The 21279-nt window shown below is 42.7% G+C and carries 17 protein-coding genes and 6 pseudogenes; 12 read left to right on the forward strand and 11 right to left on the reverse strand.

Annotated elements, in window-relative coordinates:
• Positions 1-15 precede the first annotated feature (15 nt).
• Complete coding sequence (gene znuB, locus C3Z13_RS05855; protein WP_103855316.1) at positions 16-801, reverse strand: zinc ABC transporter permease subunit ZnuB; 786 nt, start codon at positions 799-801, stop codon at positions 16-18.
• A 9-nt stretch (positions 802-810) separates the two neighbouring features.
• Positions 811-1608 (reverse strand): zinc ABC transporter ATP-binding protein ZnuC, encoded by a 798-nt coding sequence (gene znuC, locus C3Z13_RS05860; RefSeq protein ID WP_103855317.1) that lies wholly within the window; start codon positions 1606-1608, stop codon positions 811-813.
• Positions 1609-1795: 187 nt separating this feature from the next.
• Here znuC and mepM point away from each other — a divergent pair.
• Positions 1796-3310: pseudogene (gene mepM / locus C3Z13_RS05870) on the forward strand (murein DD-endopeptidase MepM).
• A gap of 92 nt (positions 3311-3402) precedes the next feature.
• On the opposite strand, the pseudogene ubiD reads toward mepM, so the two are convergent.
• A pseudogene (ubiD, locus tag C3Z13_RS05875) lies at positions 3403-4875 on the reverse strand (4-hydroxy-3-polyprenylbenzoate decarboxylase).
• 134 nt (positions 4876-5009) lie between these two features.
• Between ubiD and smpB the strand changes: the two are divergent.
• A pseudogene (gene smpB / locus C3Z13_RS05880) lies at positions 5010-5486 on the forward strand (SsrA-binding protein SmpB); the annotation flags it as partial.
• Positions 5487-5578: 92 nt separating this feature from the next.
• Here the strand turns inward: smpB and C3Z13_RS05885 are convergent.
• The 6 genes from C3Z13_RS05885 to fdhD all read right to left on the reverse strand — a co-directional run bounded on the left by C3Z13_RS05885 (position 5579) and on the right by fdhD (position 9549).
• On the reverse strand, positions 5579-6034 hold the full coding sequence (locus C3Z13_RS05885; RefSeq protein WP_103853117.1) for a DUF441 domain-containing protein: 456 nt from the start codon (positions 6032-6034) through the stop codon (positions 5579-5581).
• A 117-nt stretch (positions 6035-6151) separates the two neighbouring features.
• Positions 6152-6745 (reverse strand): HAD-IC family P-type ATPase, encoded by a 594-nt coding sequence (locus tag C3Z13_RS12285; RefSeq protein WP_245872575.1) that lies wholly within the window; start codon positions 6743-6745, stop codon positions 6152-6154.
• Entirely contained in the window at positions 6730-6954 is a 225-nt protein-coding gene (locus C3Z13_RS12290; RefSeq protein ID WP_245872573.1) for a hypothetical protein, read from the reverse strand. The genes C3Z13_RS12285 and C3Z13_RS12290 overlap by 16 nt, the downstream gene beginning before the upstream one ends.
• Before the next feature lie 35 nt (positions 6955-6989).
• On the reverse strand, positions 6990-8387 hold the full coding sequence (locus C3Z13_RS12295; protein ID WP_245872574.1) for an HAD-IC family P-type ATPase: 1398 nt from the start codon (positions 8385-8387) through the stop codon (positions 6990-6992).
• A gap of 44 nt (positions 8388-8431) precedes the next feature.
• The gene (locus C3Z13_RS05895; RefSeq protein WP_103855319.1) at positions 8432-8644 is read right to left on the reverse strand and encodes a cation transporter; all 213 of its coding nucleotides are present in this window, start codon (positions 8642-8644) and stop codon (positions 8432-8434) included.
• A 65-nt stretch (positions 8645-8709) separates the two neighbouring features.
• Positions 8710-9549, reverse strand: a complete 840-nt coding sequence (fdhD, locus tag C3Z13_RS05900) for a formate dehydrogenase accessory sulfurtransferase FdhD (RefSeq protein WP_103855320.1) — start codon at positions 9547-9549, stop codon at positions 8710-8712.
• Positions 9550-9821: 272 nt separating this feature from the next.
• Here fdhD and fdnG point away from each other — a divergent pair, with 272 nt between their 5' ends.
• From fdnG to C3Z13_RS13005, 10 genes and pseudogenes are all read left to right on the forward strand, one after another.
• Complete coding sequence (gene fdnG / locus C3Z13_RS05910) at positions 9822-12878, forward strand: formate dehydrogenase-N subunit alpha (protein WP_146256877.1); 3057 nt, start codon at positions 9822-9824, stop codon at positions 12876-12878.
• 1 nt (position 12879) lies between these two features.
• On the forward strand, positions 12880-13803 hold the full coding sequence (gene fdxH / locus C3Z13_RS05915; RefSeq protein ID WP_103855322.1) for a formate dehydrogenase subunit beta: 924 nt from the start codon (positions 12880-12882) through the stop codon (positions 13801-13803).
• Positions 13796-14482: a formate dehydrogenase subunit gamma gene (locus C3Z13_RS05920; RefSeq protein ID WP_103855323.1), complete on the forward strand. Its 687-nt coding sequence runs from the start codon at positions 13796-13798 to the stop codon at positions 14480-14482. Before fdxH ends, C3Z13_RS05920 begins: the two co-directional genes overlap by 8 nt.
• Before the next feature lie 93 nt (positions 14483-14575).
• Positions 14576-15485: pseudogene (fdhE, locus tag C3Z13_RS05925) on the forward strand (formate dehydrogenase accessory protein FdhE).
• Between the two features lie 455 nt (positions 15486-15940).
• A pseudogene (gene can / locus C3Z13_RS05930) lies at positions 15941-16624 on the forward strand (carbonate dehydratase); the annotation flags it as partial.
• Positions 16625-16687: 63 nt separating this feature from the next.
• A complete protein-coding gene (gene purK / locus C3Z13_RS05935; RefSeq protein ID WP_103855327.1) occupies positions 16688-17785 on the forward strand; it encodes a 5-(carboxyamino)imidazole ribonucleotide synthase in 1098 nt (365 codons plus the stop codon).
• 171 nt (positions 17786-17956) lie between these two features.
• A pseudogene (locus C3Z13_RS05940) lies at positions 17957-19146 on the forward strand (amino acid aminotransferase).
• A gap of 144 nt (positions 19147-19290) precedes the next feature.
• Positions 19291-19473, forward strand: a complete 183-nt coding sequence (locus C3Z13_RS11525) for a hypothetical protein (protein WP_146256878.1) — start codon at positions 19291-19293, stop codon at positions 19471-19473.
• A 256-nt stretch (positions 19474-19729) separates the two neighbouring features.
• Positions 19730-20140 (forward strand): DDE-type integrase/transposase/recombinase, encoded by a 411-nt coding sequence (locus tag C3Z13_RS05945; protein WP_103855324.1) that lies wholly within the window; start codon positions 19730-19732, stop codon positions 20138-20140.
• A 42-nt stretch (positions 20141-20182) separates the two neighbouring features.
• Positions 20183-20329 carry an IS3 family transposase gene (locus tag C3Z13_RS13005; RefSeq protein ID WP_103855325.1) on the forward strand — a complete coding sequence of 49 codons (147 nt, stop codon included), beginning with the start codon at positions 20183-20185 and terminating at the stop codon, positions 20327-20329.
• Between the two features lie 22 nt (positions 20330-20351).
• Here C3Z13_RS13005 and ubiG read toward each other — a convergent pair whose 3' ends face one another.
• Positions 20352-21059 carry a bifunctional 2-polyprenyl-6-hydroxyphenol methylase/3-demethylubiquinol 3-O-methyltransferase UbiG gene (gene ubiG / locus C3Z13_RS05955; RefSeq protein WP_103855326.1) on the reverse strand — a complete coding sequence of 236 codons (708 nt, stop codon included), beginning with the start codon at positions 21057-21059 and terminating at the stop codon, positions 20352-20354.
• Between the two features lie 32 nt (positions 21060-21091).
• On the reverse strand, positions 21092-21279 hold a 188-nt coding region (locus C3Z13_RS11895; protein ID WP_219827891.1), incomplete at its 5' end, for a hypothetical protein.

Raw genomic sequence — 21279 nt, forward strand, 5'->3', positions numbered from 1 at the left:
TTCGCTTTGTCGAAGCTAGGCGCTTTCGCGTTTAAACAAAGAAAGCAGAAATAAGAACGTTGCACTAATCACCACAGAAGGGCCTGCAGCGGTGTTGTAGAAAGCGGAGAGCATTAAGCCGAAAGAAACAGCGAGAATGCTAATAAGCACGCCGATAGCCACCATTGCTTCTGGAGTGCGGGCAAAACGCCGTGCGGTGGCGGCAGGGATAATCAGCAAGGACGTGATGATTAGCGCGCCGACAAACTTCATACTTAAGGCAATGGTTAAGGCGGTTAAAATCATTAATACAAAACGCATTTTACGAATGTTAATGCCTTCCACTTGCGAAAGCTCTGGGCTAACCGTGGTGGAAAGTAACGGTTTCCAGTAATACCATAAACAGCCCACCACCACGAGAACACCAATGGCGATAAGGTAAAGATCCTCATAGCTAATCGCAAGTAAGTCGCCAAATAAATAATTCATTAAATCCACCCGCACATTTTGCAATAACCCCACGGTGACTACACCTAAAGAAAGGCAGCTGTGTGCAATAATGCCGAGCAAGGTGTCCACGGAAAATTGCGTGTTGCTTTCTAGCCAGACCATTCCTAAGGCGAGCAAGAGCGTGAGAATTAAGATGGTTAGGTAAGGATCCACTTGTAAAAATATCCCGATTGCTACCCCTAGCAAAGCGGAATGGGAAAGTGTATCGCCAAAATACGCCATTCTTCGCCACACCACAAATGCGCCTAGAGGTGCGGTGATAAAAGAGAGCAAAATACCCGAAAGCCAAGCGGGAAGTAAAATCTCAAACATTTCTGTTCCTTAATGATGCTTTTTATGTTCGCATTGTTGCGATTGAAAATTTTTGCCGCAGCACACATCACCGTGCATATTGTGTTTGTGATTGTGGTGATGAGTATAAAGGGCGATATTTTGCGAAAACTGATTGCCAAAATAATGCATAAATGTCGGATCGTGCGACACAATTTCAGGCGTGCCAGCACAGCAAATATGTTGATTAATACACAGCACTTCATTGGTGTCCGCCATCACAATATGCAGATCGTGCGATACCATCAAAATCGCACAATTCAGCTGTTTTCGTGTTTGATGAATGAGCTGATAAAGCTCTGCCTGCCCAGTAATATCCACCCCTTGTGTGGGTTCATCTAACACGAGCAAATTCGGCTTATTCAAAATGGCTCTGGCTAGCAGCACCCGTTGCATTTCACCACCCGATAACTTTTGCATTGCATTTTGCTTTAAATGGGAAATGGAAAGGAGATCTAACGCCGCTTCAATCTCAGATTTGCTCACACCCTTTTTTAAAGCAAGAAATTTTTCTACCGTTAAAGGTAAGCTATGATCAAGGTGAATTTTCTGTGGAACATAGCCAATACGCACATTATTGTGATAAATCACTTCACCCGAACTTGGCTTAATCAATTTGAGCAAAACTTTGAGCAAAGTGGATTTGCCGCCACCATTCGGGCCAACGATGGTGAGAACGGAATCAGAATAAAGAGATAAGTTAATGTTTTGTAAGACATTTCGTTGGTCAAATTGCACATTAATATTTTTTAACTCAATTAATGGCTGTTTAATGGCGTGAATTTGCATTTTATCTCTATACATTACGAAAAATTGGCTTAAAATAGCCCATTTTGTCGGATTTAACAAGTTTCTCATTGAAATGCTTAGAATTTATTCAGTTAAATCCTTTTCAGCAAGTGCGAATGAATTTTTTAGCACTTCACAGGTCTTAATAGAATGCAAGTTTTAATTAGTATATAAAAGGAAATAGGTAGTGCAGCACGTTAAACTAGCAAGGGATAGACGAAAAAGAAAGTCGCGAATTAAGGCGGCGGTCTTCCTTTTGGCGATATTATCTATTTTCATTGGCATTGTATTAAGCGTAAAAGACAATGCAAAAACCGATCCGCTTGCGGTATCTTCGGACGAAGTGCAGTATAAGCCACTTCAATGAAACCCAAGAAGCCCCTCAAACACAAACCAATAGCGAATTTCAGGATATTCAAGCAAATGAAAATATCACCGAACATTCGCAAGAAAATCAAAACGATAGTGCAAGCACAGAAAAACCAAATTCTGATGATGCCACCTCTTATGACGATGATCTACAAGGTAAAGATGATGAAGTTGAGCAAGTTAATCTTGATGATGAAGATGAATTTGCCGATTTGCCTGAAGATGCCAAAAACGCCGTTAATGACTTGCTTGATGTAGCAGATCAAGCCATTCGTATCAAAGATCAATTTAGCCATACCGTGGTAAAAGGCGATAGTCTTGAAAGATGTGCTAGAGCAATCTGGGCTAGAAGATGAAACCAGTAAAACCCTTATTGCCGCTTATCCCGAGCTAAAAAATCTTAAAGCGGGGCAGCAATTCTATTGGATTTTAGACAAAGACGGCGAATTAGAATACCTAAACTGGTTAGTTTCTGAAAAAGAAGAACGAATTTATGAACGCACTGCGGAAGGCAAATTTAAACGCCAAATCTTAACAGAAAAAAAGCGTAATGGAAAAAAGAAGTGCTAAAAGGACAAATCAAAGGGTCATTTTCTAGCAGCTTAAAAGCACAAGGGCTAAATTCAAAACAATTAGCCAATTAGGCAGCGCTTTGCAATGGCAAATTAGTATGAAAAAACTCAAACAAGGTGATAAATTTGCCGTACTCGTTTCCCGTGAATATTTGGATAACAAACTCACCGGGCAAGGTAATGTGGAAGCCATTCATATTAGCTCGGGTGGAAAAAGTTACTATGCCATTCAATCTAGCAATGGGCGCTATTATAACCGTCAAGGGGAAACCCTTGGTAAAGGCTTTGCGCGCTATCCTATGCAACGCCAAGCGCGTGTATCCTCGCCATTCAATCCAGCAAGACGCCACCCTGTTACAGGGCGAATTCGTCCGCATAAAGGGGTAGATTTCTCAATGGCAATCGGCACACCGGTTATCGCCCCTGCTGATGGTATTGTCGAAAAAGTGGCATACCAAGCCAATGGTGCAGGACGCTATATTATGATCCGCCACGGTCGTGAATACCAAACCGTTTATATGCACCTAAGCCGTCCATTAGTCCGAGCGGGGCAACGTGTAAAACGAGGTGAACGCATTGCCCTTTCTGGCAATACCGGGCGTTCAACTGGCCCACATTTACATTATGAATTTCATATTAATGGTCGCCCAGTTAATCCGCTCACGGTGAAATTGCCGGGTACAAGTAGCCAAATGTCCACCGCTGAACGCAAACAATTCTTGGTGAAAGCCAAAGAAGCAGAGCGTAAATTAAAAATCTAAGAAAAATAAGTGCGGTGCTTTTTGATAAAATTTTCGCAAAAAGCACCGCACTTTTGTTTTGCTAAAAATTTGCTATGAATATCAATAAGGCACTAATCGAAAATCCCTAGACTTTCCCAAATTTCGTCCACGCGTTTGACTACTTCAGGATCTTTTTTAATGGGAATGCCCCACTCGCGGTTAGTTTCGCCCGGCCATTTATTGGTGGCGTCAATGCCCATTTTAGAACCTAGCCCAGCAATCGGCGAGGCAAAATCCAAATAATCAATGGGTGTGTTTTCCACAATGGTGCAATCGCGCGCAGGATCGCTACGCGTGGTGATCGCCCAGATCACATCTTTCCAATCTCTAGCGTTAATATCATCATCACACACGATGACAAACTTGGTGTACATAAATTGGCGTAAGAAAGACCAAACGCCCATCATTACACGCTTAGCGTGGCCAGCATATTGTTTTTTCATCGTTACCACAGCAAGGCGGTAAGAACAACCTTCAGGTGGTAAATAAAAATCCACAATTTCAGGGAATTGCTTTTGCAAAATCGGGATAAACACTTCGTTTAACGCTTCGCCCAAAATCGCTGGTTCATCAGGTGGCCGCCCTGTATAAGTGGAATGATAAATCGGGTTTTGTCGCATTGTAATGTGGGTAACAGTAAACACCGGGAAATACTCTTGCTCATTGTAATAGCCCGTGTGATCGCCATAAGGCCCTTCTAATGCTGTTTCATTGGGATCAATATAGCCTTCCAACACGATCTCCGCACTGGCTGGCACATCAAGATCGTTACTCACCGATTTCACCACTTCCGTTTTATTGCCACGCAGCAATCCTGCAAAAGCATATTCAGAAAGGCTATCAGGCACAGGCGTTACGGCCGCCAAAATCGTTGCGGGATCAGCGCCTAATGCCACCGAAACAGGAAAAGGTTTATCAGGGTTTTGCTCTTTCCATTCTTGAAAATCTAATGCACCCCCACGGTGCGAGAGCCAACGCAATAATCAATTTATTTTTTGCCGATCAATTGTTGGCGGTAAATCCCCAAATTTTGTCGTTTTTTGTTCGGCCCTTTGGTAATGGTTAGCCCCCAAGTAATAAGCGGTGCAATATCATCTTTCCAACATTGCATAATCGGCAAACGGTATAAATCCACGTCATCGCCACAGAGTACAGTATCCTGACAAGGTGCTTTGCTTAACACTTTCGCGGGCATATTTAGCACTTGTTTATATTGTGGCAAGGTTGACCATAAATCCTTAAACCCTTTTGGGGGTTCTGGCTCTTTTAGAAAGGCGAGCAATTTCCCCACTTCATGCAATGCGGATACATCATTCTGCCCATTCCAAGCGCCACGCGCTTTGCCGTGCCAAATAAATTGCACAACACGGGCATCGCAAATCCTTTCGGATTTTCAAATAATAACGCTGGCCCACCAGCACGCAAAAAGTGCGGTCGGAAATTTCAGTCATTTCCAAATAAGGATCGATTTCTTGCGAAATGCGTTTTAATTCGCCTTGTTCTTCTAACAGCTGCAAAAAATCGCGTAAATTCTTATATTTCATCAATGCTTACTCAATGCAAAAATTAATACTTCATTGTTATAAAGATCGCTTTGCAACGCAAGTGCTTTTGCGATTTTTCCCTAGATTGGGTAGAATGTGCGGTAATTTTAGCAGAATAAATTAATTAAAATGACAAAGAAAAACCAAAACAAACATCAAATACCATTGCCTTAAATAAACGCGCTAGACACGAATATTTTATTGAAGATGAAATTGAAGCGGGGCTTTCCTTGCAAGGCTGGGAAGTAAAATCAATGCGCGCGGGCAAAGCCAATATTAGCGACAGTTATATTATTTTCAAAAATGGCGAAGCTTATTTATTTGGTGCGACCATTCAGCCGTTGAGCGTGGCTTCAACGCATATTGTGTGCGATCCAACACGTACGCGTAAGTTATTGTTAAAACAACGAGAATTAGCTTCACTCTTCGGCAAAGCAAACCGTGATGGCTTTACCATTATTGCCCTTTCTCTTTATTGGAAAGGTCCTTGGGCAAAAATTAAAATTGGTGTCGCGAAAGGGAAAAAACAACACGATAAACGTGATGACATTAAAGATCGCGAATGGAAAGTTGCCAAAGATCGTATTATGAAAAATGCGATGAGAAATTAATTTCACCTCAATAATAAGTGCGGTGGAAAATTAGTGAATTTTTAAATTAGCCCTTGTAAACACAGGGGCTAATTTTTTATAAAGATTAATATTTACCCCGTTTTACCCAATAGCAAAGACAAAATCCCCGCCGCAATCAACGGCCCGACAGGAATACCTCCGACAAAGGCGACACCTAAAATTGTGCCAACTAATAATCCTGTGAGTAAAGTCGGCTGCGCGCCCATTAGGTTTACCCCTCGTCCACCAAACCACGCCACCAGCACGCCCACGGCAATGGCTAAAAACATTTTCCAGTTCCACAGCTCAGTAAAAGCAGGCAAGGGAATTTTGCCAGAAATAATCGGGCTAAGTACGCCGATGGTGAGAATAATAATGCCGATATTTAAACCATATTTTTCCATAAAAGGAATATATTTAGCTAAAAAGGTTTGTTGCATTAATAGCAAAATCGTCGCCGAAATGGTGATTGAACTGTTGTTACCTAACACGCCAAGCAAAATTAAAATCACCAGTAGCAAGGCGATTGCGTTAAATTGTAATGACATCATTGCCTCGAAAATTCTCAAAAAAAGCACCGCACTTTTACCGTGCGTCAGATGTTGGGATTATACTCTTTTATTTGTCTAATTCATAAAAATAAGGCTCGTTATGAGCCTTATCAATTATTTCACTTTAAATTTTAATAAGCGATTGGCATTGCTCACCACGGTGATGGAAGACAACGCCATTGCCAGTCCGCCAATCATTGGGTTAAGCAAAATACCAAACAAGGGATACAACAACCCAGCGGCAATAGGTATGCCTAAAATGTTGTAAATAAATGCGCCGAACAGATTTTGCTTCATATTGCGTAAAATGCCTTTGGAAAGGCAAAGGGCATCAGCCACGGCAGAAATATTGTGGCGCATTAAGGTTAATTCGGCGGTTTCTATGGCAATATCTGAACCGTTACCCATTGCGATACTCACGTCTGCTTGAGCAAGGGCTGGTGCATCATTAATGCCGTCTCCCACCATCACGACGTTGCGGCCTTCTTGCTGTAATGCCTTGATGATATTCGCTTTTTCAGCAGGCAACACGCCAGCGATGACGTTGTCAATCGCGGTGCCTTGCGCCAATGCGCGAGCCGTTTTTTCTTGATCGCCTGTGAGCATAACTAAATGATAGCCCTGTTCGTGCAAGCGTTGTAAGGCATTCGCTGAATCTTCACGCAAAGGATCGCTTAGCACAAATAGCCCGGCTAATTGGCGATTGATCGCAAAAAGACCACCGTTGCGCCACGTTCTGTTTGTTGCTGAAAGATCGCCATTGCAGGCTGAATATCCACGCCTTGCTGTATCATTAAAGTTTGGTTACCGAGCAATAATTCAAGCCCTTCCACTTCCCCACTCACCCCTAAACCTTGCAAAGTCGCAAAGGCGTGAAGCGGTTTGAGCTCGCCTTGCTTTTCTTGATTAAACTGCACAATGCCTTTGGCTAATGGGTGGTTTGAACCCTGTTCTAGGCTTGCTGCAAGCTGGCTAACTTGGGTTTCTGAATAATCATTAAAACAATAAAGTGCGGTGATTTTTTTGGTGAACCTTTTGTCAGCGTGCCTGTTTTGTCAAAAACAATAGTATCAGCACTAGCGGCTTTTTGTAAAGCATCGGCATCGCGCACTAAAATGCCTAATTCTGCGGCACGCCCAATGCCTGAAATGATCGACATTGGTGTCGCTAACCCTAAGGCACAAGGGCAGGCAATAATGAGGACGGTAGTAAAAATCACCAGACTATAAGAAAATTGTGGTGCTGGCCCCAGAATATACCAAACCAAAGCGGCGACTAAAGCAATGGTAATTACCACAGGGACAAAAACTCCTGCAATTTTGTCTGCCAATTGCCCCATTTTTGGCTTGCTACTCTGCGCTTGACGCACTAATTTGATGATATTGGCCAAGGTGGTTTGCTCACCAATTTGTTCTGCGCGGTAAATCACCGTTCCATCTGAAATAAGCGTTCCAGCGCTGATTTTATCCCCTGCCTGTTTTTGCACGGGAACAGGCTCGCCTGTTAGCATACTTTCATCAAACCAACCTTGCCCTTCTGTAATTGTGCCGTCCACCGCCACTCGTTCGCCTGTTTGCAAGCGAAACTGCATTCCTGCTTGCACTTTCGCAAGGGGAATATCTTGCGTGCCTTGTGGCGTAACGAGATGTACGGTTTTCGGGGTAAGATCGAGCAAGCGCGCCAAGGCCTGTGAAGAATGTTGTTTCGCCTTAGCTTCAAGCATTTTGCCTAAATTGATGAAACCAATGATCATCGCCGCCGCTTCAAAATATAAATGACGGGCATTTTCAGGGAAAAACTCAGGATTAATGCAAACAAACATTGAATAAAGCCAAGCTGTGCCAGTGCCTAGCGCAACAAGGGTATCCATTGTGGCTGTGCGATTGAGCAAATTCTGCCACGCCTTTTGATAAAAATGTTTGCCTGTAACAATCATCACCAACAAAGTCAGCACACCAACCGCAAACCAATAGGCACGATTATTTGGATCTACACGCATTGAACCACTAAGTAATCCCCAAAGCATTAATACAGCCCCTAAGCCAAGAGCAACAATGCCTTGCCATTTGCGCTGTTTCACTTCGTGCGCGCTTTTGCTTTGCTGTTTTTCTGCTCGTAGCGCGTCATCATTCACCACTTCCGCACCATAGCCTGCTTGCTGCACGGCGGCAACAAGAGATTGCGGAGTGGCATTACCACTCACTAAAGCAGTTTGTTCCGCTAAATTTACTTGCACTTGGGCGACTTGTGGCACGGCTTGCAAGGCTTTTTGCACTTTCATTACGCAAGCAGCACAGCTTAAGCCATCAAGTAAAAGGGTAACCTGATCCTGATGTTGTCCAACTACCACAGGATCAGGTTTTAAGGTTTCTGTGGAAGATTCGGGTAGTGAACTTACTTTGCCGAGTTATCCGCAAGGCGTGCTTGATAACCCGCTTCAACAATAGCATTAATCAACACTTGCGGATCAACATCGCCCACTACAACGGCTTTATCTAAACTCACTTCGGCACTTTGCACGCCAGAAATGCCATCTAAGGTTTTCTGTACGGATTTTACGCAATGTTGGCAAGATAAATCGCTTAACGCTAACACAGTAGTTTTCATCTTTTTCTCCTTCTAGTAAAAATTTTGCATAGCATAAACCTTAACATAGGGTTAGGGTCAAGCATTTAGCGATGAGATAAATTCTCCACAAAATCCAACCGCTCTTTCCCCGTGTAAATTGTTGCTCTGCCCTCTCTGGCGAAGCCAATTAAGGTAAGTTGGCTTTGTTTGGCTTGTTGCACGGCAAGAGCAGTAGCAGCGGAGATGGCGGCTAAGCATTCAATACCCGCACTTACGACTTTCTGTACCATTTCATAGCTCGCTCGGCTAGAAATTAGCACAAAACCTTGTTGTTTCGGTTGTTTGGCGTGCCAGCCTAAGAGTTTATCCAGAGCAACGTGGCGACCGACATCTTCTCGAATGGCAAGCAGGTTTCCTTGCAAATCAAAAAAGGCGGCGGCGTGGGTTGAACCGGTTTGTTGTCCAAGCTGTTGGGCTGAATGTAATTTTTTCAGGCAATCGTCAAGCAGAGAAATATCCAAAACATAAGTGCGGTGCAAAATAGGCAAGTTTTTGTGGATTTGATCAAGCTGTTCTGTGCCGCAAATGCCGCAGCCCGTTCTTCCTGCTAGAGTTCGGCGGCGTTCTTTGAGCGCGACAAAACAGCGTGTGGCAATTTCTATTTGTACTTCAATGCCATTACAGGTTTCTTCTACATCAATACCATAAATATCTGCGGGCTTTTCGATAATACCTTCGGTTAAAGAAAAGCCAAGGGCAAAATCTTCCAAGTCTTGTGGGGAACACATCATTACGGTGTGGCTAATGCCGTTATACACTAAGGCAACGGGGGTTTCTACCGCTAAGGTTTCTTCTTTTTCTTGCCAAAGTGATGTGTATTGAGAATGTTTATTATTTGTTAATTTTTTGAAAAAATTAACTGTTGATTTTGTGATCCAACTCAAGAATTTTTCCTTTCTAATCAAGATTACTTATAGATTTTAGGCGTGAAAAGGCGTATCCTAGCCACAGTATTACGTTGTGTTAATTGTAATACAATTTAACAACAAACTATACTGTAACTGAATTATTTCATTTGTGAAAATGTGCTATTTGCCGTTGTATTTTGCTAAATAAAATTTGAAATATTCAGCTAACCTGAACGAATATCTATATAAAAAAACAAATCTACTACTACACAATAACGCAACAATTTTGTTGGTTAAGGAGTATCTCTATGCAGGTCACAAGAAGAAAATTCTTTAAGATCTGTGCAGGTGGTATGGCAGGGACGTCTGCGGCGATGTTGGGCTTTGCTCCAGCAACAGCTTTAGCAGCTCCTCGCGAATACAAGTTATTACGCGGTAAAGAAACCCGTAATACCTGCACCTATTGTGCCGTAGGCTGTGGTATGTTGTTATACAGCTTAGGTGATGGCGCAAAAAATAGCGTGGGTAAACTTTATCACATTGAAGGGGACCCCGATCATCCAGTAAGCCGTGGGGCGCTTTGTCCGAAAGGGGCAGGTGCATTGGATTATGTAAATAGCCCACGCCGTGTGAAATATCCTGAAGTGCGTGAAGCAGGTTCAAGCGAGTGGAAACGCATTTCTTGGGAAGAAGCCATTGAGCGTATCGCAAAACATATGAAAGCAGACCGCGATGCCAACTTTGTGTTAAACAATGAAAATGGCACGCCTGTTAATCGTTGGATGACATCAGGTTTCTTAGCAGGCTCGGCTTGTAGTAATGAAACGGGTATCTTAACGCAAAAATTTGTGCGCTCACTCGGTATGATTTATACCGACAACCAAGCGAGTATCTGACACGGACCAACGGTAGCAAGTCTTGCTCCATCATTTGGTCGCGGTGCAATGACCAACCACTGGGTTGATATTAAAAATGCTGATTTAGTAATCGTAATGGGCGGTAACGCTGCGGAAGCTCACCCTGTTGGGTTCCGTTGGGCGATTGAGGCGAAAAAACAAAATGGTGCGAAGTTAATGGTGGTTGATCCACGCTTTAACCGTACAGCTTCAGTTGCAGATATTTATATGCCATTACGTTCTGGGACAGATATTGCCTTTTTATCTGGCGTTATTCGTTATTTATTAGAAAAAGATCAAATCCAACACGAATACGTTAGACATTATACGAATGCGGCATTCCTCGTTGATGAGAACTTCAAGTTTGAAGATGGCTTGTTCTCAGGCTATGATCCTGAAACACGCAAATATGATCGTTCAACTTGGCGTTATCAGTTTGATGCGGAAGGTCAGCCTATTCGTGATCTAACCTTACAACACCCTCGTTGCGTGATTAATCTGTTAAAAGATCACGTTTCTCGTTATACCCCTGAAATGGTAGAACGTATCACGGGTACACCACAAAAAAGTTTCTTACAATTCTGTGAAGAAATTGCTAAAACCTCTGCACCTGATAAAGCGGCAACCTTTATGTACGCATTAGGTTGGACTCAACATACTGTGGGTTCACAAAATATTCGTACGATGGCGATGATCCAGCTATTACTCGGTAATATCGGGGTTTCTGGCGGTGGTGTAAATGCGTTGCGTGGACACTCAAATGTACAAGGGATTACGGATTTAGGTTTATTCCCACATATGTTGCCGGGTTATATTCCATTGCCAACCGAAGCGGATACCAGTTTAGAAAACTTCCTAAACCGTATTACGCCAAAAACAATGATGAAAGATCAGGTGAACTACTGGCAAAATACGCCGAAATTTATGGTAAGTATGCTGAAAACCTTCTTTGGTGAAAAAGCCACTGCTGAAAATGAATTCGGCTACCATTATTTACCGAAATTGCCGAAAGGCGGTATGGATCAAATGCGCTACATTGATGAAATGTATCAAGGTCGCGTAAATGGTTATTTCTGCCAAGGAATGAACCCTGTTGCCTCTTATCCAAATTCAGGCAAAATCATCAAAGCCTTAAGTAATTTGAAATACTTGGTGATTATGGATCCGTTAATTACGGATACCTCGGAATTCTGGAAAAACTACGGTGAATTTAATGATGTGAAAACAGAAGAAATTCAAACCGAAGTATTCCGCTTACCAACCACTTGTTTCGTGGAAGAACACGGTTCAATCGCTAACTCTGGTCGTTGGTTACAATGGCACTGGAAAGCTGTTGATGCCCCATTTGAAGCGAAAAGCGATGGTGAAATTCTTTCTGAATTAAGAGCTGCATTAATCGAGCTTTATCACAAAGAAGGTGGCGTATCACTGGATAGCCTTGAAGCGATGAGCTGGAACTATGACAATCCACTTGAGCCAAAAGCAGAAGAAGTGGCGAAAGAAATGAACGGCTATGCTTTACAAGATCTCCTTGATGCCAACGGCAATGTGATCTTAAAAAAAGGCGAGCTACTTTCAAGCTTCGCACAAATGCGTGCTGATGGTAGCACTTCAGGTGCGTGCTGGATTTATACTGGTCAATGGACACAAAAAGGTAACCAAATGGCGAATCGCGATAATGCTGATCCGTCTAACTTAGGTAACACCCTAGGTTGGGGCTTTGCGTGGCCGATGAACCGCCGTATTATCTATAACCGTGCAAGTGCGGATTTATCTGGTAAACCTTGGAATCCAAAACGCCAGTTAATTAAATGGAATGGCAAAAACTGGAACTATGTGGACGTGGCAGACTTCGGTACTGCGCCACCAAATAGTCCTACCCTACCATTTATTATGCAACCTGAAGGGGTAAGTGGTTTATTCGTGCGTGAACGTATGGCTGACGGCCCGTTCCCAGAACATTACGAACCAATTGAAACACCAATTGGCACAAACCCACTGCACCCAAATGTAGTATCCAACCCTGTGGCGCGTATTTTGGAAAGCGATAAAGCAGACATTGGTACTTCGGAAGAATTCCCTTATGTGGGTACAACCTATCGTCTAACAGAACATTTCCACTTCTGGACGAAAAATGTGTTACTCAATGTGATTGCCCAGCCAGAACAATTTGTTGAAATTGGCGAAGCACTTGCAAAAGAGAAAGGCATCAATAATGGTGATTATGTCAAAGTTACCTCAAAACGTGGTTATATTAAAGCCGTAGCTGTGGTAACCAAACGTATCCGCCCACTCACTGCCGATGGCAAAGCCGTGCATACCGTAGGTATCCCAATTCACTGGGGCTTTGGCGGTATTGGTAAACAAGGTTTCTTTGCCAATAACCTTACCATTCGCGCAGGTGATGCAAATACACAAACACCGGAATCAAAATGTATGTTGGTAAATATTGAGAAAGTGGGGGCATAATATGGGAACTATTCAATCGCAAGATATTATTAAAGCCTCTGCAACATCGGGATTAACACCACCACCTCACGCTCGAGATCATCAGCTTGAAGTGGCAAAACTGATTGACGTTACCACTTGTATCGGCTGTAAAGCCTGCCAAGTGGCTTGTTCAGAATGGAATGATCTTCGTGCCGAGCCGGAAAAATGTATCGGCTCATACGATAACCCGATTGATCTCAATGCCAAAGCTTGGACGGTGATGAAATTCAACGAAGTTGAAGAAAATAACCGTCTAGAATGGCTGATCCGTAAAGATGGCTGTATGCACTGTAGTGAACCGGGCTGTTTAAAATCTTGCCCATCACCGGGTGCGATTATTCAGTATGCAAACGGCATCGTTGATTTCCAATCGGATAAATGTATCGGTTGTGGTTACTGTATCGCAGGTTGTCCATTCAATATTCCAAGAATGAACCCTGAAGATAACCGTGTGTACAAATGTACGCTTTGTGTTGATCGCGTTACCGTGGGTCAAGAACCCGCTTGTGTGAAAACCTGTCCAACAGGTGCTATTCATTTCGGTACAAAAGAAGAAATGAAACACTATGCGGAAACTCGCATTGCGGATCTCAAATCCCGTGGTTATGAAAATGCAGGGCTTTATGATCCAGAAGGCGTGGGCGGCACACACGTTATGTATGTGTTACATCACGCTGACAAGCCAGAGCTTTACTCAGGCTTACCGAAAGATCCACAAATTGACGTGACCGTGAAATTATGGAAAGACGTATTGAAACCAGTTGCAGCGGTGGCAATGGGAGGCTTAGTGCTTTCTGAAATTGCGCACTATCTTGCAGTTGGGCCAAATACGGAAGATCTAGAAGAACACGAAGAAGTCGTGCCAGAAGACGAACAAGCACATAAAGGAGGCGAAAATGAGTAAAGTTAAGATCAGCAACGATCAACGAGTTGTTCGCCACAAATTGCCTGCGCGTTTAAGTCACTGGTTACTGGTAATCTGTTTCTTCACCACAGGCTTATCAGGGCTTGCATTCTTCTTCCCTGATTTTGCTTGGCTAACGGAAATCTTAGGTAACCCAAGAATTGCCCGTTTTATCCACCCATTCACCGGGATAATAATGTTTATTGCCTTTATCAATCTTTGCTTGATTTACTGGCCTTACAACATTCCTGAAAAAAATGACTGGGTATGGCTAAAAAATATTAAAGAAGTCTTAAAAGGCAACGAACACGCCGTTTCAGACAACGGAAAATATAATTTAGGGCAAAAAATGCTATTCTGGACCTTAATCCTTGCAATGGTTACCCTACTAACAACAGGAATTATTATGTGGCGACAATATTTCTCCCATAATTTCCCAATTCCTGTTATCCGCATTGCCATTTTGCTGCACTCAGCTAGTGCCTTTATGCTCTTTACTGGTATTATGGTACATATGTATATGGCATTCTGGGTGAAAGGTTCTATTCGTGGAATGGTTGAAGGTTGGGTAACGGTACGCTGGGCGAAAAAACATCACCCACGCTGGTTCCGTGAAGACATTCTGCCTGAACTTGAAAAAGAAGCCGCAGAAAAAGCGAAAGAAAAGCACGCTAAATAATTAACAATGGCAAAGTGCGGTGATTTTTTGTTTTTGCAAAATTTTGCAAATTTACACCGCACTTTCTTTATTGACGAACGTTAATGAAAAATTATGAGTATAAAAATCCTACCAAAAGATGAAATTGTACAAGCTGCCAGCTCTTTTCATCACCCTATTCTTTTATTTTCCAACCCGAAAAATCTTTACCAACGCCGTGCCGAACGCCTGCGTTCTTTAGCGCAAAATCACCCAATGGCGGATTACCTTAATTTCGCTGCCAATATTGTTGATTGCCAGCTCGCGCTACTGAATGAACAGCCGGTTACGCAAGAAATTGAAATTAGCACGGAAACCAGCGTTCCCCTTGACATCACAAAATGGCAGCGCGATCCCCAATGGCGAGATTTGCTGCGCACCTTACTCAATAAAATGAAAAATAATGGCAATGAAAGTGTACAAGCCACTATTGAGAATTTAGAAAAAGCCTCTGACAGCGAACTTGAACAACTTGCCGACAAATTACTTGCGCAACAATTTTCTGAAGTCAGCAGCGACAAAGCCTTATTTATTTGGGCAGCACTTTCCCTTTATTGGATTCAGCTTGCTCAACAATTACCGCAAAATAGTAAAATGGAAAGCGGTGAACACCTTCATCTTTGCCCTGTATGCAGTGCGCCGCCGACAGCGAGCGTGGTACATTTTGGCTCAGAACAAGGCTTGCGTTATGTGCATTGCTCTCTTTGCGAAAGTGAATGGAATGTGGTGCGTAGCAAATGTACCAACTGCAATCACACAGGGAAATTGGATTATTGGTCAATCGACAGTGAATCTGCGCCAGTGAAAGCAGAAAGCTGCGGCGATTGCCATAGTTATCTGAAAATGATGTATCAAGAAAAAGATCCTTATGTGGAAGCCATTGCCGATGATCTGGCAAGCATTTATCTTGATATTGAAATGGAAGAAAAAGGCCTTAGCGCGCAGTGGTTTAAATCCGTTTATGTTTCCAAGTGAAGAAGGATAAGCCAAGCATTAACCTCGCGTACTCAGTGTGCGCAGGTTTTTCTTCTTGGTATTTTCACATAGTTCTAAATCAACATTTGATTAAACATAATTTACATAAACCCTATTCTGACAAAATAATTAGTCGCTGAATTTATCGATACAACAATGGTATTTATATGAACCTATACTCTCCCAGTAACTACAAGGCTCTAGATAATCAACTCCAATAAAAACACATACCAAGAGTTCAAATATGATGAGAAATGTCAGAAATCATCCAATTTAATTTGAGAGACGTTGCAAATGCAGGCTTCTCTTAAATGAAAACACCTAAAAAGTTATATATCCTGAATTTGTGAATTTTCACAGCCCCTTTTCCCACCACCTCATACCTGTTATTTATCCCGCATAGATTAATTTACCACTTCCCTATTATTCGCTATACTGTGCTTTCGTTAATTTTGGAGTATTTCAATGAAAAAGATTGAGCAACTTTTCGCCAATAATTACAGTTGGGCAACACGGATGAAAGAGGAAAACTCTGACTACTTTCGTGAACTGGCGGATCATCAAAAACCGAGTTACCTATGGATTGGCTGCTCTGATAGCCGTGTACCGGCAGAAAAACTCACTAACCTAGGGCCGGGTGAACTTTTCGTGCATCGCAACGTAGGCAATCAGGTTATTCATACCGATCTTAATTGTCTTTCTGTGGTGCAATATGCGGTGGACGTGCTGGATATTGAACATATTATTATTTGCGGACACACCAATTGTGGCGGGATCAAAGCCGCGATGTCGGAACAAGATTTAGGCTTGATTAACAATTGGCTGTTACATATTCGTGATATTTGGTTTAAGCACAGTCATTTGCTTGGCAAACTCCCGCCAGAACAACGTGCCGATATGCTGACCAAGTTAAATGTGGCAGAACAGGTTTATAATCTTGGGCGTTCTTCTATCGTACAAGCGGCTTGGAAACGTGGCAAAAAATTGTCTTTGCACGGCTGGGTTTATGATGTGAATGACGGCTATTTGATTGATCAAGGGGTGATGGCAACAAGCCGTGAAACCTTGGAAATTTCTTATTTAAGTGCGATTTCCCGTCTGTTAAAACAAAATGAGGAAGAACTTGCGGAAGCGGAAACACAAGAAGAAAAACCGAAAATAAGCCAAAATACACCGCACTTTATTTTTAACACAACATCTAGGAATTTTATAATGCAAAAAAGTGCTTTATATCCCGTCATTTATGTCTTAGGTAATGGGCAGCTTGGGCGAATGCTGCGTTATGCTGGCGCGCCTTTAGATATTCAGGTCGAGCCCTTGCCTTTCAATGCCCCTTTATTTGAGCTGCAAAAGAACTGCCTGATTACCGCAGAAATTGAGCGTTGGGAAAGCACCTCGCTGACAGAGAAATTGGCCAATCATCCGCAGTTTATTAATCGTTCCGTTTTTGGCTTGCTTGCCGATCGCCTTTCGCAAAAATCTCTCCTTGATGAACTCAATCTTCCCACTTCTCCTTGGACACTCATTCATTCTGCTTCTCAATGGCAAGATATTTGGCAACACATTGGTGAGAAGGTGGTGGTGAAACGCCGTACTGGCGGCTATGACGGACGTGGCCAGTGGATCATCACGCAAGAAAATCAAGATCTGATTGGCGATGAATTATTTGGGCAAGTGATCGCGGAAAAATTTATTCCTTTTGACGGTGAAATTTCCCTCGTGGGGGCAAGATTTAAGGACGACTCAACCCGTTTTTATCCTGTTACGCACAATTTACAACAAAACGGCATTTTACGTTATAGCGTCGCGGACACCACGCTGCCACAACAGGCCTTACTACAACAGCAAGCGGAAGCAATGTTAGCCAAAATAATGAACAAGTTGGATTATATTGGCGTGATGGCAATGGAATGTTTTGTGGTGGGCGATAAGTTATTGATTAACGAGCTTGCGCCACGGGTTCATAATAGCGGACATTGGACGCAACTGGGCTGTTCCATTAGCCAATTTGAATTGCATTTGCGTGCCTTACTGGATTTACCTACGCCAGAATTAGTCAGCACAATGCCTGCGGTGATGATTAATTTAATTGGCACGGCACATAATCCCCAATGGCTCAATATGCCGTTTAGCCAGCTGCATTGGTATGGCAAAGAAGTGCGCGAAGGACGCAAGGTGGGGCATATTAATCTAGCCCACCCAGATCGCCAAGAATTAGTGCGTTTATTAGATCAATTTGCGCAACAACTGCCACAAGATTATCAATCAGGTTTAACTTGGGTGAAAGAAAAATTGAAATTATCTAAATAATTATTGTAATTTTTGAATAAATATTGGCTTTCTTAAGGAAAAAGCCTATTTAGTATCAATAAATACTTGCGAAAAGGGTTAATTCTCAAGTATAACTTGGCACAGGATTTTCTTCACAAAAAGGAAATCGCATTATTAACAACAAAACACAACATTAGAAGGATAATGACTATGTTTGAACATATTAATGCGGCTCCTGCCGATCCAATTTTAGGTTTAGGTGAAGCGTTTAAAGCAGATGATCGAGCTAACAAAATCAACTTAGGGATTGGTGTATATAAAGATGCCAAAGGCAACACCCCCATTATGAAAGCGGTGAAAGCTGCCGAACAACGTTTGTTTGATGTAGAAACTACCAAAATTATCTTTCTATTGACGGCGTTGCCGATTTCAATGCGCGTACACAAGGCGTGTTGTTCGGTGAACATTCTGACATTGTGAAACAAGGGCGTGCCAAAACTGTACAAAGCCTTGGTGGCACAGGTGCATTGCGCATAGCTGCAGAATTTATCAAACGCCAAACTAAAGCACAAAATGTGTGGATCAGCACACCAACTTGGCCAAACCACAACGCGATTTTTAATGCGGTAGGGATCACCATTCGTGAGTATCGCTATTATGATGCAGAACGCAAAGCCTTAGACTGGGATAATCTAATTGCCGATTTAAGCAACGCAGGCGAAGGCGATGTGGTGTTATTACACGGCTGCTGCCACAACCCAACTGGGATTGACCCAGCCCCTGAACAATGGCAACAACTGGCTGAAATGTCTGCTAAAAATGGCTGGTTACCGCTATTCGACTTCGCTTATCAAGGGCTGGCTAACGGATTAGAAGAAGATGCCTTTGGTTTACGCACCTTTGCGGCAAATCACAAAGAGTTACTGATTGCAAGTTCTTATTCTAAAAACTTTGGTTTATATAACGAACGTGTTGGCGCATTCACTTTAGTGGCAGAAACCGCAGAAATCGCCGCTACTGCACTAACCCAAGTGAAATCCATTATTCGCACACTCTACTCTAACCCCGCTTCTCACGGCGCTTCCACCGTAGCCATCGTGTTGGCCGATCCTACATTAAGAGAAGAATGGACAAGCGAACTTGCCGAAATGCGCAACCGCATAAAAGAAATGCGTCATCAATTCGTTGAATTATTAAGAGAATACGGCGCACAGCAAGACTTCAGCTTTATTGAACAACAAAATGGGATGTTCTCTTTCAGCGGTTTAACCCCAGAACAAGTAGATCGCTTAAAAGAAGAATTTGCCATTTACGCCGTTCGCTCAGGCCGCATCAACGTTGCCGGCATCACCGAAGATAATATCCGTTATCTCTGCGAAAGCATTGTAAAAGTGCTTTAATTAAAATTTGAAAAAAGCACCGCACTTTGATCTGCTCCCCAAAAGTTGGACAGCATCCACAAATTAAGGAGCGGATTTTTTATGGGAAAACATTATTCAACAGAGTTTAAACTGTGGGCGATATCGTTAGTCTCTGGGTAGGGAATGAGCGTACGTCAGGCAGCGGAATATTGTGCTCTTTCCAATCATAGCCAAATTGTGATTTGGTTGCAACGCGTTAAGAAATACGGTATTAATGGGCTCATCCGTCAGCCTAATCGAAAGAAGAATGTGATGAGATTACCCAAACGCCCCGTCAAAACCGATGAAAAAGAACTTTTATTATAAGAACTTGAGTCTCTTCGTGCGGATAATGCCTATTTAAAAAAGTCTTTGGCGCTCAGAGGCCTCAAACTCAAGCGGAAAGATGTGCCACCGTCCGAGAGTTAAGTGCGCAATGTCCCCTTTCCGTATTACTGACAGTGGCGAAACCACCTCGCACTACATTCTATTATGCAAGAAAAATCAAGGGGTTAGATGATATTAATAACTTGATACTGGAAATATTTAAGGCGATTCAAGGACGAGATGGTTACCGTATTATTTGAGCAAAGTTACACGAGCAAGGGCATTATCTAAGTGGAAAAACGGTGCTGAAACGAATGCGTCACCTAAATATCCGCTCCTGCGTAAAGCGAAAAAGCGTATGAAGATGGGAGGAGCCGCTTATCTCGCACCAAATTTGATGGCAAGAAATTTTAAAGCGAAGGCGCTAAACGAGAAGTGGGTCACTGATGTGACCGAATTTCGTGTAGGAAATGAAAAGCTGTATCTTTCGCCGATGATGGATTTGGCGAACCGTGAGATTATTGCCTACCAAATCGGACGGCGACAACGTTTTGGGCTTGTTTCAAAAATGCTTAAAGAAGCCTTATCGAAGCGAGGTTCTGGCGCAGCTCCACTGATTCATAGCAACCAAGATTCAAAGCATGAGTCGCAAGGGGAATTGCGATGATAATGCGGTGATAGAGCGCTTTTTTAGCATTGTGAAGTCGGAATGTTTTTACCCGAATCTTTTACCAATGTCGTGGAGCTGGAGGAGACGCTGCACGAATATATTCGCTATTATAACGAAGTGCGAACTAAACCCGCGTTAAACAATTCGAGCCCTGTGCAATACAGAGCTCAATATTTAACTTCCTAGTGTCTAGGATTTGGAGTAGAGATCATATCTTAAATGTTGCCATATAATTGGCGCTCACGTCCTGATTTAATTTGAATGTTCCTGTTAGTGGATTATAGTGATAACCCACCATATTCACACATTCTAACTTTGCCTCGTCCGTCCACGCTAAAAGTTCAGCTGGCTTGATAAATTTTTCGTAATCGTGCGTGCCTTTTGGTAGCATTTTTAATACATATTCCGCACCGATGATCACCAAAGCCCAAGCTTTCAAGGTGCGATTAATGGTGGAGAAAAATAGCACGCCATCTGGTTTTAACAAGGCTTTGCAGGCATTGATGATCAAACTGGGATCGGGAACGTGTTCCAGCATTTCCATACAGGTGATCACATCAAATTTTTCCCCACCAAGTGCGGTGTGTTTTTGCAGAAAATTTTCTACTGTGGTTTGTTGATAATCAATGCTTAAACCACTTTCTTGCGCGTGTAATTTCGCCACCTCAAGGGGCGCGGTGGTCATATCAATGCCTGTTACTTTCGCCCCTTGTTTTGCCATTGCTTCCGCTAAAATACCGCCACCGCAGCCCACATCGAGCACATTTTTGCCAGACAAACCCTCTGCTTGTTGGCAAATATACGCTAAACGCACTGGATTTAAACGGTGAATCGGCTTGAAATCCCCTTCAGAATCCCACCAAGTTTTAGCCATTTTTTCAAATTTTTCGAGTTCTTGTTGGTCGATGTTTTGCATTAGGTTGTTCTCTTGTTTTTAGTTTTTATATTTTAGCGTAAATTTTCTATCTTTTTTATTCTAGGGTAAATTTCTTTTTTCTTTGGGGTTGATAATGGGGTTTCGCCGTTGGCGACTTCCTTTCTTTTGCGTTCTCGAATGAAGAAAAGTAAAGTTTTGGTTTTATCGTTAAATTGCTTTTTTCTTTGGGATAAATAACAAGTTTCGCTCGTTGAGCGAC

Origin of the sequence: Avibacterium endocarditidis (assembly GCF_002921145.1) — a bacterium.
GTDB lineage: Bacteria > Pseudomonadota > Gammaproteobacteria > Enterobacterales > Pasteurellaceae > Avibacterium > Avibacterium endocarditidis.

Excerpts from the sequence above, each read along its gene's own strand:
- ubiG (WP_103855326.1), bottom strand. The coding sequence starts at position 21,059 with ATGCAAAACATCGACCAACAAGAACTCGAAAAATTTGAAAAAATGGCT.
- purK (WP_103855327.1), top strand. The coding sequence starts at position 16,688 with ATGCAAAAAAGTGCTTTATATCCCGTCATTTATGTCTTAGGTAATGGG.
- C3Z13_RS13005 (WP_103855325.1), top strand. The coding sequence starts at position 20,183 with ATGTTTTTACCCGAATCTTTTACCAATGTCGTGGAGCTGGAGGAGACG.
- C3Z13_RS05920 (WP_103855323.1), top strand. The coding sequence starts at position 13,796 with ATGAGTAAAGTTAAGATCAGCAACGATCAACGAGTTGTTCGCCACAAA.
- znuB (WP_103855316.1), bottom strand. The coding sequence starts at position 801 with ATGTTTGAGATTTTACTTCCCGCTTGGCTTTCGGGTATTTTGCTCTCT.
- fdxH (WP_103855322.1), top strand. The coding sequence starts at position 12,880 with ATGGGAACTATTCAATCGCAAGATATTATTAAAGCCTCTGCAACATCG.
- C3Z13_RS05895 (WP_103855319.1), bottom strand. The coding sequence starts at position 8,644 with ATGAAAACTACTGTGTTAGCGTTAAGCGATTTATCTTGCCAACATTGC.
- C3Z13_RS11525 (WP_146256878.1), top strand. The coding sequence starts at position 19,291 with ATGAGCGTACGTCAGGCAGCGGAATATTGTGCTCTTTCCAATCATAGC.
- znuC (WP_103855317.1), bottom strand. The coding sequence starts at position 1,608 with ATGCAAATTCACGCCATTAAACAGCCATTAATTGAGTTAAAAAATATT.
- C3Z13_RS05885 (WP_103853117.1), bottom strand. The coding sequence starts at position 6,034 with ATGTCATTACAATTTAACGCAATCGCCTTGCTACTGGTGATTTTAATT.